Source organism: Pseudomonas sp. HP_12, assembly GCF_055283955.1.
On the sequence record NZ_JBTOQG010000005.1, the window covers coordinates 58765 to 70813 of the forward strand.

A 12049-nucleotide genomic window follows, 5' to 3' on the forward strand; every position below is an offset into this window, starting at 1 on the left:
CTTCGGCTGCTCTTTTGCATTTCGAGAACACACCTATGAAAGCCGCCGAAACCCGCATCCTTGAACTGCGCGCTGAGATAAATGAGCACGATTTTCGTTATCACGTGCTAGACGCACCGTCGATTCCAGATGCTGAATATGATCGCCTAGTACGAGAGCTAATGGAGCTCGAGCAAGAAAATCCGGCTCTAGTGACGCCCGACTCTCCCACGCAGCGGGTGGCAGATTTACCCAATGTCGCTTTTCCAGAGGTGCGTCATGAGATCCCCATGCTCAGTCTCGCCAAAGCTTTCGTAGAGCGCGACATGCTCGAATTCGATCGCCGGGTGAACGAAGGTCTGGACCTGCCAGTGGGCGACCTGTTCGGCGCTGGCACCAAGGTCCAGTACAGCTGCGAACCCAAGCTCGATGGTCTGGCCGTGAGCCTGCTGTACCAGAGTGGCGCGCTGGTTCGTGGCGCGACGCGCGGCGACGGCACCACCGGCGAAGACATTAGCGTCAATGTGCGCACCGTGCGCAGTATCCCGCTGAAGCTGCACGGCACAGGCTGGCCGGACACCCTCGAAGTGCGCGGCGAAGTGTTCATGTCCAAGGCCGGCTTCGAGCGTCTGAACGCCAGCCAGCTTGAAGTGGGCGGCAAGGCTTTCGCCAACCCGCGCAACGCGGCGGCCGGGAGCCTGCGCCAGCTGGATTCGAAAATCACCGCCAACCGCCCGCTGGAATTCTGCTGCTATGGCATCGGCCAGGTGTCCCATGACATCGCCGACACCCACACCGGCAACCTGCAGCAACTGAAAGAGTGGGGCATGCCGATCAGCCGCGAGATGAAAATCGCCCACGGCATCGAAGATTGCCTGAAGTACTACCACGACATCGGCGAGAAACGTCTGTCGTTGCCGTACGAAATCGACGGCGTGGTGTTCAAGGTGAACAGCATTGCCGCCCAGCGCGAGCTGGGGTTCCGCGCCCGCGAACCGCGCTGGGCGATCGCCCACAAATTCCCGGCCATGGAAGAACTTACCGAGCTGCTGGACGTGGAATTCCAGGTCGGCCGCACCGGCGCGGTCACGCCGGTCGCCCGTTTGAAGCCGGTAAAAGTCGCCGGTGTGACCGTCGCCAACGCGACGCTGCACAACATGGACGAAGTGGCGCGTCTGGGCCTGATGATCGGCGACACGGTGATCATCCGCCGCGCGGGCGACGTGATCCCGCAAGTGGTGCAGGTGGTGCAGGAGCGCCGCCCGAAAGACGCGCGTACCGTCGAGATCCCGCAGACTTGCCCAGTGTGCGGCTCCCAGGTCGAGCGCACGCAACTGATCAAGCGCAGCAAGGGCAAGGAAACCACCAGTGAGGGCGCGGTGTATCGCTGCGTCGGCCGTCTGGCCTGTGGCGCGCAGCTCAAGCAGGCGATCATCCATTACGTCTCGCGCCGGGCGATGGACATCGAGGGGCTTGGCGACAAGACCATCGAGCAACTGGTGGACGAGAAGCTCATCGGTTCGCCCGCCGATCTGTACAAGCTGACGTACGAGCAGATTATCGATCTGGAGGGTTTTGCCGAGATCTCCAGCAAGAAGCTGCTCAAAGCCATTGATGACAGCAAGAAGCCGACGCTGGCCCGCTTCATTTACGCGCTGGGCATTCCAGACGTGGGCGAGGAGACGGCCAAGGTATTGGCGCGGTCGTTGGGTTCGCTGGATCGGGTGATTGTGGCGCTGCCGGAGGTGCTGACGTATTTGCCGGACGTAGGGCTGGAAGTTGCCCATGAGATTCACAGTTTCTTCGAGGACGAGCACAACCAGAAGGTGATCGGCGCGTTGCTCGGCGAATGCCAGATGGAGCTGCAGGACACGGGCAATCTGGGCGCGGAGTTCGCGGCGAGCGCGACCCTGGGCGGCATGCTGGACAAGTTGAATATTCCGTCGGTGGGGCCGGGTGCGGCGCAGAAGCTGGCGGACAAGTTCGTCACCCTTGAGGCGGTCGTCAAGGCGGACTGGCTGGATATGCGGCAGACGCTGCCGGAGAAGCAGGCGCAGGCGGTGAGGGCGTTTTTTGATGTCCCGGAGCATGCGCAGCGGGCGTTGGCGCTCGAGCAGCAGCTGAAGGATTTCGGCATGCACTGGCAGAGCGAGAAGAAGGTGGTGGAGGGCTTGCCGCTGGCCGGGCAGACGTGGGTCCTGACCGGTTCGCTGGAGTTGATGAGCCGGGACGTGGCGAAGGAGAAGCTGGAGGGGCTGGGGGCAAAGGTGTCCGGTTCGGTCTCGGCGAAGACCCACACGGTGGTGGCCGGGCCGGGGGCGGGCTCGAAGTTGACCAAGGCCAATGAGCTGGGGCTGAAGGTGCTCGACGAAGAGGCGTTTGTGGGGTTCCTGACGCAACATGGCGTTGAGGTCAGCTAGGTCAAGATCAAGTGCGTCTGCCTGGGGGCAGACTGTTTCGCCTTCGGCGAGTTACTTGATAAAGCCCCAAGTAACCAAGGGCTTGTGCTCCTGGTTGGGCCCTTCCTTCGTCAGGGTTCCTTCACTCCGGTCCCGCTCCGTGGGCCCGCGCCGAACGGGCATCCATGCCCTGACGGCGCTCTCGCCGCATCCATGCGGCTCGGCCCACTGCGCGAGACCTGCGTTCAGCCTGCACCCAAGTCGCGATTGGCGTTGAATGGACATCTTGTGTTTGAAGATCAAAAGCAACGGCAAGAGCAAAAGCAAAAGCAAAAGCAAAAGCTTCCCGGCTGAAGCCGGTCCTACAGTCGGAGGCGATTCCAGAGGGTACGCGATGCTTTTAGTGGGACCGGCTTTAGCCGGGAAGAGGCCAGCTCAGGCGCCAACAATTTTGCTGATCTCACACCCATCCTGTGGGAGCGAGCTTGCTCGCGAATGCTTTATCCAACACGCCAGATATCCGATGGATGTACCGGCCCCTTCGTGAGCAAGCTCACTCCCACAAGTCCTCAGCGTTTGATCTTCCCTCAATCCGCGCTTGATCTGCTTCTGATCTGCTTTTGATCTTCATGCACAAAAATCCCAGACACCGCCAAACGCGACTTGGGTGCAGGCCGAACGCAGACGACGCGGAGTGGGCCGAGCGGCATGGATGCCGCGAGAGCGCCGCTAGGACATGGATGTCCGTTCGGCGCGGGCCCACGGAGCGTCGTCGGAGTGAGGGTATTCCGACGAAGGAGGAACCTAACCAAGAGCAAGCACCCTTGGTTACTTGGGGTGCTTTTCCAAGTAACTCGCCGAAGGCGAAATGCCCGCCGTTAGGCGGGTCCCCGGATCTGGACCTGAGTGAAGTAGTCCCGCCGATAAGCGGGACCCAAGAGTAAGAAAATCCCACGGAACCCCCGTCATCCTTGACGATCTAGTGCTTGCAGCCCCATCAGGATATCGCCATGTTCCAGTTCTTCGAGCAACTCAGCACACGGATCGCGGCGCCATTCGCCGGCGAAAGCAAGCGCAACAGCAAGGTCTGGCAGTGCCATTGCGGGCAGTCGGTGTTTTTCCGCAACAGCCAGTGCCTGGCGTGTTCGGCGGCCCTGGGTTATCTGCCCGAGCAGAGCAAGATCGCCGCGCTGGAACCGGGCCCCGAAGCGCAAACCTGGCGTCTCAGCGACGAGCCCCAGGCCGGGCTCTACCGTCGTTGTGCCAATCTGAACACCGCGGCGGCCTGCAACTGGATATTCCCGGCGCTGAATGCCGGCGACTTCTGCATCGCCTGTAGCCTCAACAAGACCATCCCCGACCTGTCCGCGCCGGAAAACCCCGAGCGCTGGGGCAAGATCGAGACCGCCAAGCGTCGGCTGGTGGCGCAGTTGATCACCCTCGGCCTTCAGGTCATCCCGAAAGGCGTGGATGAAGAGCGCGGGCTGGCCTTCGAATTCCTCGGCGTCGACCTGGAAGGCAACCTGCCAACCACCGGCCACGCCAGTGGCTTGATCACCCTCAACGTCGAAGAAGCGGACGACGCCATTCGTGAGAAGGTTCGCGTTCAGATGCACGAACCCTACCGCACGCTGCTTGGGCACTTCCGTCATGAAGTGGGGCATTACTACTGGGATCGTCTGATCGCCGACACTTACTGGCAGGACGGATTCCGTAACCTGTTCGGCGATGACCGTGCCAGCTACGCCGACGCCCTTGATCATCACTACCAGAACGGCGCGCCGGCCGACTGGCAGCAGAGTTTCGTCAGCGCCTACGCGACCATGCACCCGTGGGAAGACTGGGCCGAAACCTGGGCGCATTACCTGCACATGATGGACGCCGTCGACACCGCACTCAGCCTGGGCATGAGCGCTCGGGACATGGACCTCGACTACCAGCCGTTCCCCCTGGAAACCTTGTACGACCCTCAGCATCCGGGCGGGCCGGCGTTCCTGGCGTTCGTCAATGCGTGGATCGAACTGGCCGGCATGCTCAACGAGTTGTCCCGCGCCATGGGTCAGGCGGATTTCTATCCGTTCGTGTTGCCGCCAGCCGTCATCACCAAGCTGCATTTCATCCATTTGGTCATACAGGGCGCGGGCGGCAAGGCTGATGAGGTCCTGCAAGTGCAGTAACCACTCATGTGAGTGCGTGAAAAAAAGCGATCCGTACGAAGCGGTGAAAGGGATTCACCGCCTGTCCGCGACCTCTGCACACCGCAAAAAGCGGTGCTATTTTCCCTACACATATCGTTTTGATACTACTGGCGAAGCGGTTGGCGAAGCGGTCTAGAAGGGATTTCAGTTATGGCCACCAGTGCTCCACTGCCCAAAAACGAGCGTTCCCGGCTTTCACGCATCACCCACATGGGGCTCATCGATGCGACGGCTGACGATGTGCTCGACCACATCGTCTCGATGGTGACCCATTATTTCCAGGTCCCCATCGCCCTCGTTTCCATCGTCAGTGAGCACCGCCAGTGGTTTCGGGCACGGGCAGGCCTTGAAGAACGCGAGACGTCGCGCGATATCGCTTTCTGTGCCTACACCATCCTCAGCCATGAGGTGTTTCAGGTTCCTGACGCGATGCTTGACGCGCGCTTCAGCGATAACCCGCTAGTGACCGGGGAGCCCCACATCCGCTTTTATGCCGGCGTGCCCTTGGTGACCGCCGATGGTCTTGCCCTCGGCACGCTGTGCATCATTGACAGCACACCCCGGCCGCAACTTGATCCGCGCGACCAGGCCATGCTGGAAATGTACGGCCAGTTGGTGATGAAGCGCCTTAATAACCTGCGCAGTGCCAGCTTCGTCGATCAGCCCACGGGTTTGTTCAATCGCCTGCGTCTTGAGGAGGATCTGGAGGCGTTGCACGATCGCCGCAAATACGCGCTGGTCGCGCTGGACCTGGTCGCACCGGCGTTCCTCGACAGCATCGTCAAGGCGCTGGGCTACAGCTTTGCCCAGGAGCTGGTGCGCTGCATGATCGATAACTGCCGCAGCCAGTTGCCTGCCGACACCGCGCTGTACAAAGTCAGCCCCACGCGCATCGCGCTGATCACCCGTCATGCCCGCCCCGAGCAGGCCGAGAGGGTGTTTCGCCAGTTGCTCGAGCATTTTCGTCAGCCGCTGATCTGCCGCAATATTCCCATTCAGATGGACGTCGGCATCGGTGTGCTGCCATTGGGCCTGGACCGCTGCGATGAGCGCGACTGGATTCGGCTGGTGGTCAGCGCGGCGGACGAAGCCCGGGGCAAATCGACGGGCTGGCGTTGGTACGAGCCTCATCTTGACTTCGCCCAGCAACGAGCCTTTCTACTATTGGCCGCGCTGGCAGAGGCGGTACGCAGCCCGGATCAACTGTCGCTGGTGTATCAGCCGAGGCTGGAAGTGGCGACCGGCCGCATCGTGACCGTCGAAGCGCTGCTGCGTTGGCAACATCCCATGCTGGGCCCGATCAGCCCAATGGAATTCATTCCCCTGGCGGAAAAGACCGCGTTGATTCGCTCCCTCAGCCTGTGGGTGCTAAAAAAGGCCGTTGCTCAAGCGGCGATCTGGCAGGCCCAGGGCTATGCCTTCAAAGTGGCGATGAACGTATCGGCGATCGACCTCGCGAACTCATCGTTCAGCGACGCGCTGTTCGAGCACTTGTCAGTCAGCGGTCTTGACCCGAGCGGCTTCGAGCTTGAATTCACCGAAAGCGCCTTGTGCGACAACCCTGAAGTGACCCGCCTGCAGCTGGAGCGCCTGCGTGGATTGAACATCGACATCGCCATCGATGACTTCGGCACCGGTTACAGCAACTGGACCTACCTGCGGCAACTGCCGGCCACCACGGTCAAGCTCGATAAGTCGCTGGTGGAAAACATCGACAGCAACGACAAGGACCGCGGCCTGGTGGAAGCCATCGTCGACCTGGCAAAGCGCCTTGGTTATCGCGTCGTCGCGGAAGGCGCGGAAACCGAAGGCGTCTACGAAATCCTCTGCGAACTGGGCTGCCACGAAGTGCAAGGCTTCCTTGTCGCGCGGCCCATGACCGGCACCGCCCTCGAACACTGGATGAACGTCGAGCGCCGCCGCAAGGTTCGGCAGCTGCGATCACTGGCCCATTGAGCGTTACAGCGTGAGCAGCATCAACCGCTCAAAGCTGGCGTAAGCCGCATCGCTTTCGGGCAAATCCTGCCAACCCAGCGCCAGGTAAAGCTGGCGCGCCGGGTGATTGCCGGCCTCCACGGCCAGCATAAATTGCTCCGTGTCTGGCCATAACGCTCGCGCCAACCCCGGCAGCGCGCGCAGGCATCGCTTGCCCAGTCCTAACCCCTGAAACCCTTTATCAATCATCAGCGCGTGCAATGTGGTGGTGATGCGCGGGCGGTGACGTGCCCAGTCCGGCAGCAGCGACCTGCGCTTGAGGACGAAAAAGCCCCGGGGGATGTCGTCGATGAGCAGCACGAAGCCTTGCCGGTCGACGACGGGACGTGCAGTAAGCGTGTGCAGACCGCCGTGGATGTCGCCGACGTGACGGATCTGCTCGGGCAGCAGCTCGATCTCCAGCAACTGGCGCTGTTGCGTGGGGGAGAGGGATTCGTATGGGGTGAGCGCGAAGTGCATCGATGATTCCTGTGTCTTGCGCCCCCGGCGTGGCGGGGCAGGGGGCGAGCCACTTGCTGGAGGGAGGTGAAAATGCAGGCGCCATTGTGCCGCATTCAGCCCCTCAGTTGCCTCATCGCTCAGGCGGCGAGGGGCTGATGACGCTCAAAATCTTAATCTGAAACAAGAGGTTGTAACTTCGCGCGAGACCGGTACAATGGCGCGGCTCGCCACTGGCGAGCGTCGTTATGGTGACCCCATCGGTCCCCCCGCAACGATTACCCGTGAACCTGGTCAGAGCCGGAAGGCAGCAGCCATAGCGGGAACATTGTGTGCCGGGGTGTGGCTGGTGGGGTTGCCTCCATAACGAAATCTTGTCGCAATGACGAGTGTGATCATCAGCATCCCTCCTGGCTCGATCCTTTCAACTTTCTCAAACCTGTCACCGTCTTGCTCGCAAAATGCTGCGTGGCTTAACGTTGTCATTTTCTTATCGCGTGCCTGACCTGATATCGCGGTCTACGGTGGAAACCCTGGCTGCAGATCTGGCGCAATGACGTCAAAGCCATAAGCCAATCGCCCCGACAGACCCAAATAAATCTGCCCTCCATTTGGATCAATACGATAGTCTTCGCACCATTGTCGATACGGACACCTGACTGGAACGCGATTGATGGCCCCTGATGACTATCTGGTAATGAGCAGCGCGGAGTGGGCGGGGCTGCGCGCCAGTACGCCATTGACGTTGTCCGAAGAAGACCTCGCCGCATTGCGAGGCGTGAACGAGGACATCTCGCTGGAGGATGTCGCCAACATCTACCTGCCGTTGTCGCGCCTGATCAATCTGCACGTCAGCGCTGCACGCAACCTCGACAGCATCAAGGACACCTTTCTCGGACGCCCTGCCAAACGCCAGACTTATGTGGTGGCGGTGGCCGGCAGCGTCGCGGTCGGCAAGAGCACCTTCGCCCGGGTGCTGCAGGCGCTGATGGCGCGTTGGCCGGATCATCCCCGGGTGGATCTGATCACCACCGATGGCTTTCTGCACCCCAATGCCCGGCTCGTCGCCGACGGCATCATGCACCGCAAGGGTTTTCCGGAAAGCTACGATCGCAAGCGCATGGTCAAGTTTCTCTCGGACCTGAAGGCCGGCACGCCGGAAATCACCGCCCCGGTCTATTCCCACATCAGCTACGACATCGTCCCGGACCAGTTCTTCAAGGTCAGCCAGCCCGACATCCTGATTTTCGAAGGGCTGAACGTGTTGCAGACCGAGGGCAATGACGGGCAGAAGCCGGGCAGCATCGTCTCGGATTTCTTCGATTTCTCGATCTATCTGGACGCCGAAGAAGGCGACATCGAGCGCTGGTACGTTGAGCGCTTTCTGATGCTGCAGCGCACCGCGTTTCGCGCGCGAGGCGCCTACTTCCGCGAACTGGCCGACCTGCCGCCGGAGAAATCCCCGGATGCGGCGCGTAAAATCTGGCACGACATCAACCGGCCCAATCTGCTGGAAAACATTCTGCCGACCCGCGAGCGCGCCAGCCTTGTGGTGCGTAAGGCGTCGGATCATTCGGTGAAGGAATTGTGGCTACGCTGATGGGGAAGTCCATCGCGGCCGCGTCGGCGTTATTCGCGCTGTGCGTCAGCACCGGCGCTCTGGCGGACGGCAACAAGTTGCTGCTTGAATGCCAGGACGGGATCAACAGCATGAGCGGCGCCGTGGCGCAGAACGGCGTGGGTGTCGGCCATTGCGTCGGGGTGCTGCAAGCGACGATGGACACCCTGGACCTGTTCCACGAAGCGGGCGGATTGCCCCGACTGGTGTGCGTGCCCGAAGGCGGTATTCCGATGATTCAGTCGATGCGCATCATTGTGCAGTCCTTGCAGGCGCATCCCGAGAGTCTGCATCTGAATGAGTCCGTGCTGGTTGTCGCGGCGTTGAAAAACGCGTTTCCCTGCCAGTAACCCTCACGTTTTGCGCTAGCCTTTGCTTGATCCAGACGAGATGCTCCGGGTCGACCTGTGCCGCCGCGTCTGCGACGGCCTTCAGCAAGGATGCCGACGATGCGGATCAACGCACTGATTGTGTTACTGCTTACCGGTCTCGTGGCCGCGACATACGGTTTCGGGATCTACCTCTTTGCCCAACTGGTGCCGGACATGCGCGCCAGCCTGGGCTTCGACATCGCTTACGTGGGCACCATCACCGCAGCGGGGCAGGCCGGGTTTCTCGCCAGTGCGTTGCTGGCGGCATGGCTGACGCCTCGTGTTGGCGGCGGTTGGGTGATTTCCGGATCGGGCGCCGTGTGTGCGCTGGCCTTGCTGCTTATGCCCCTGGCACAGAACGTGGTGCTGATCGGTCTGTTGCTGACGATTCTGGCCGGCACGGCGGCGACGGTATTCGTGCCGATGGTCGACGTGATCGCGCGCGCCGTGCCCTACAAATACCGCGGCATGGCCATGGGGCTGGTGTCGAGCGGCACCAGTTACGGCGTGTTCATCAACAGCCTGCTGGTGCCGTTTTATGCGCCCCAGGGCGAGTGGCGCACGGTGTGGTGGATCGTTGGGCTGATCACGGTCGTGCTGGCCGTCGGCGTGTTTCTGGTCTTCAAACGTGCGCTGCTCTTTAGGCGCAACGACGAAAGTGCCAGTGATGGCGCGCCACGTGGAGGCGTTCTGCGTGAGGCGCTGCAGGGCTGGGTGTATGCAGTCTGGTCGATGAATTTTCTGATCGGCTTCTCGACCTTTCCGTTTCAGAACTACCTGTCTTCCTACCTGCGCACGGAGCTCAACTTCGGCGTCGAGTACACCGCGCAGATCTGGGCCAGCATCGGTTTCGTCGGCATGTTCAGCGGCCTGGCGCTCGGCGCGTTGTCGGACCGCATCGGCCTGCGCGCGGCAATGTTGCTGGTGTACGTCTGCGTGGCGACGGCGGCGTTGATTCTGGTCATCGCGCCGACCGGCTACTGGCCGCTCGTGGCGGGCGTCGTGTTCGCCGTGGCCTTCTACCCGATCTTCGGACTGATCCCGGCGTACGTGTCGAAGATGGCGTCCCGTGCGGCGCTGGCCGTGACCATCTTCGGCATCGCCAACATCATGCAAGGCGTCGGCGGCATGCTCGGCAATTACTGCGCCGGGCTATTGGCGAGCGTCAGCGGTTCGTTGGTTGCGGTGTATGGGGTGATTGCGGGGGTCGCGGTGGTGCTGGCGGTGCTTACGGTTTGCTTGCCGAACGAGCCCGGCGGTCGGCAGGCGGCTTGATTACACATAAGATCAGCCCACCTGCCAGCGATGGTTGCGCGCATGGCTACACTGGAACTGGCTACACCGGAAACTGCAGCGCGTTGCTCAGATCACCCATCGGCGTTTGACCCCGTGCCGCCAGGGCGTTGTCGCGCTCGGTCAATCCTTCCAGTTTCTCCAGACCATGCACCCGCGTAATCAGACGCAGGATCGAGGCGGTGTCGTACACCGTGTGGTCGACCGTCCCCTTGCGCGCGAACGGTGAGATGACAATCGCCGGCACCCGCGTGCCCGGGCCCCAGCGGTCGCCCTTCGGTGGCGCGACGTGGTCCCACCAGCCGCCGTTTTCATCGACGGTGATGACGATCACCATGTTTTTCCACTGCGGGCTGTTGCGCAGCACTTTGATGGCGCGATCGATATGTCGATCACCCGCAGCCACGTCGGCGTAACCGGCGTGCATGTTGAGGTTGCCCTGAGGTTTGTAGAAGGTCACCGCGGGCAGCTTGCCGGCCTCGGCGTCGGCGAGGAATTTATTGGTGCTGGATTCATCCCCCAGGCCACCGTCGCGCAAACGCTTGTGGCGCTCGCCCGGGTTTTCCGGCCCTTGCTGCTTGAAGTAGTTGAAGGGCTGGTGGTGGTACTGGAAGTTCGGAATCTTCGGAATGCCGGTCGAATCTTTGTACTCGTCCAGCGTCACCTGCCAGGCGCCGGCGTACCAGGCCCAGTCGACGTTCTTCTTCGACAGCTTGTCGCCGATGTGGTCATGGGTTTGCGGCACCAGCACGTTGGCCAGCCCCGGCTGCGAATAATCCGGTTTCTCCTTGTCCCGCAGCCAGCTCGGCCAGTAGGGCGGGGCCATGGTGTTGACGCCGTAACCGTCCGGCGTCAACGCGCTCGGGCCGAATTGCGGCGGGCCGGTCATGGCGCTGGCGGGTGACTTCTCCAGCGGTTTGAGCCGGTAGTCCAGCGGATCGCTGCTTTCCAGCACGGCAATTTGTGACTTGGCGGGGGAGTTCACCGCGTCCGGGTAGAAGGGCGCCCGGGCCGAGATCAGGTACTGGTGGTTGAGAAACGAACCGCCGAAAGCGCCCTGGAAGAAGTTGTCGCAGAGCACGAACTCTTTGGCGACGTCCCACAGGCGCAGGGAATATTGGGTCTGGGCGTAGTAGCCCATGGTCAGACCGCCGGAATCCGCCCAGGCGACGAAGGCGTCGTTCTTGCCGCCGTTGATCTGCATCTGGTTCTGATAGAACACGTGCCACAGGTCGCGGGTGACGACGCTCAGTGGCAGGTCTTCGCCGCTCGGGCCTTTGAGGGGGAAGGGCGCGTTGGGCAGGTTTTCCTGATACTGCACGCCCGTCGCGTAGGTGACGCCGTCGACGCTTTGCGGGCCGATCTGGCAGACGCCCCCCCAGCACTGGGGCAGGCTGTCGAGGACCTTGCCGTCACGGTCGCGCTGGCGGTATTGCTCGGCTTTCACGGCTGAAAGAGGGTGCTCAACGCCCGGGAAATTGGCGAACAGGTTATTGAAGCTGCGGTTTTCGCCGTAGATCACCACGATGGTTTTGATGTTGTCCTGCAGCGCTTTGTCCAGCGCCGGGCCGGTCAACAGGGTGTCCGTCGCAGGCTTGCCTTCAACGGCTGCTTCGGCCGCGCCCACCACACCGCTGAGCGTCGCGCCGGCGCCCAGTACCGCGACGCCGCCGAGGAAGCGTCGACGGCTGCCATCCACCGGTGTCTGGGGGGCCGAAGCCTGTGCGGGATCTTCCGGTTTCTTGGTCATGGCGGGCG

At 61.8% G+C, this 12049-nt stretch carries 8 protein-coding genes and 1 other RNA gene; 7 read left to right on the forward strand and 2 right to left on the reverse strand.

Going from position 1 to position 12049, the window contains the following annotated elements; all coding sequences use genetic code 11:
* Window positions 1-35: 35 nt before the first annotated feature.
* From ligA to ACYASU_RS05655, 3 genes are all read left to right on the forward strand, one after another.
* Window positions 36-2399, forward strand: coding sequence for an NAD-dependent DNA ligase LigA (gene ligA, locus ACYASU_RS05645; RefSeq protein WP_463582199.1), 2364 nt, complete (start codon window positions 36-38; stop codon window positions 2397-2399).
* 989 nt (window positions 2400-3388) lie between these two features.
* Window positions 3389-4555: a zinc-binding metallopeptidase family protein gene (locus tag ACYASU_RS05650; protein ID WP_463582200.1), complete on the forward strand. Its 1167-nt coding sequence runs from the start codon at window positions 3389-3391 to the stop codon at window positions 4553-4555.
* A gap of 171 nt (window positions 4556-4726) precedes the next feature.
* A complete protein-coding gene (locus ACYASU_RS05655) occupies window positions 4727-6532 on the forward strand; it encodes a putative bifunctional diguanylate cyclase/phosphodiesterase (protein ID WP_463582201.1) in 1806 nt (601 codons plus the stop codon).
* Between the two features lie 3 nt (window positions 6533-6535).
* Here the strand turns inward: ACYASU_RS05655 and ACYASU_RS05660 are convergent, their stop codons facing one another.
* Window positions 6536-7030: a GNAT family N-acetyltransferase gene (locus tag ACYASU_RS05660; RefSeq protein ID WP_463582202.1), complete on the reverse strand. Its 495-nt coding sequence runs from the start codon at window positions 7028-7030 to the stop codon at window positions 6536-6538.
* 237 nt (window positions 7031-7267) lie between these two features.
* On the opposite strand from ACYASU_RS05660, the gene ffs reads away from it, so the two are divergent.
* The 4 genes from ffs (at window position 7268) to ACYASU_RS05680 (ending at window position 10273) form a co-directional block, all read left to right on the forward strand.
* An RNA gene (gene ffs, locus ACYASU_RS05665) (signal recognition particle sRNA small type) lies at window positions 7268-7364 on the forward strand.
* Window positions 7365-7682: 318 nt separating this feature from the next.
* Window positions 7683-8609 (forward strand): type I pantothenate kinase, encoded by a 927-nt coding sequence (gene coaA, locus ACYASU_RS05670; RefSeq protein WP_074889248.1) that lies wholly within the window; start codon window positions 7683-7685, stop codon window positions 8607-8609.
* Entirely contained in the window at window positions 8609-8977 is a 369-nt protein-coding gene (locus ACYASU_RS05675) for a Rap1a/Tai family immunity protein (RefSeq protein ID WP_463582203.1), read from the forward strand. The genes coaA and ACYASU_RS05675 overlap by 1 nt, the downstream gene beginning before the upstream one ends.
* Window positions 8978-9076: 99 nt before the next feature.
* Window positions 9077-10273, forward strand: a complete 1197-nt coding sequence (locus tag ACYASU_RS05680; RefSeq protein ID WP_463582204.1) for an MFS transporter — start codon at window positions 9077-9079, stop codon at window positions 10271-10273.
* Between the two features lie 61 nt (window positions 10274-10334).
* On the opposite strand, the gene ACYASU_RS05685 is transcribed toward ACYASU_RS05680, so the two are convergent.
* Window positions 10335-12041, reverse strand: coding sequence for an acid phosphatase (locus ACYASU_RS05685; protein ID WP_463582205.1), 1707 nt, complete (start codon window positions 12039-12041; stop codon window positions 10335-10337).
* Window positions 12042-12049: the final 8 nt, after the last annotated feature.

What these genes read in the sequence shown, in the direction of transcription:
- ligA (WP_463582199.1), top strand. Translation starts at nt 36, where the DNA reads ATGAAAGCCGCCGAAACCCGCATCCTTGAACTGCGCGCTGAGATAAAT.
- ACYASU_RS05650 (WP_463582200.1), top strand. Translation starts at nt 3,389, where the DNA reads ATGTTCCAGTTCTTCGAGCAACTCAGCACACGGATCGCGGCGCCATTC.
- ACYASU_RS05655 (WP_463582201.1), top strand. Translation starts at nt 4,727, where the DNA reads ATGGCCACCAGTGCTCCACTGCCCAAAAACGAGCGTTCCCGGCTTTCA.
- ACYASU_RS05660 (WP_463582202.1), bottom strand. Translation starts at nt 7,030, where the DNA reads ATGCACTTCGCGCTCACCCCATACGAATCCCTCTCCCCCACGCAACAG.
- coaA (WP_074889248.1), top strand. Translation starts at nt 7,683, where the DNA reads ATGGCCCCTGATGACTATCTGGTAATGAGCAGCGCGGAGTGGGCGGGG.
- ACYASU_RS05675 (WP_463582203.1), top strand. Translation starts at nt 8,609, where the DNA reads ATGGGGAAGTCCATCGCGGCCGCGTCGGCGTTATTCGCGCTGTGCGTC.
- ACYASU_RS05680 (WP_463582204.1), top strand. Translation starts at nt 9,077, where the DNA reads ATGCGGATCAACGCACTGATTGTGTTACTGCTTACCGGTCTCGTGGCC.
- ACYASU_RS05685 (WP_463582205.1), bottom strand. Translation starts at nt 12,041, where the DNA reads ATGACCAAGAAACCGGAAGATCCCGCACAGGCTTCGGCCCCCCAGACA.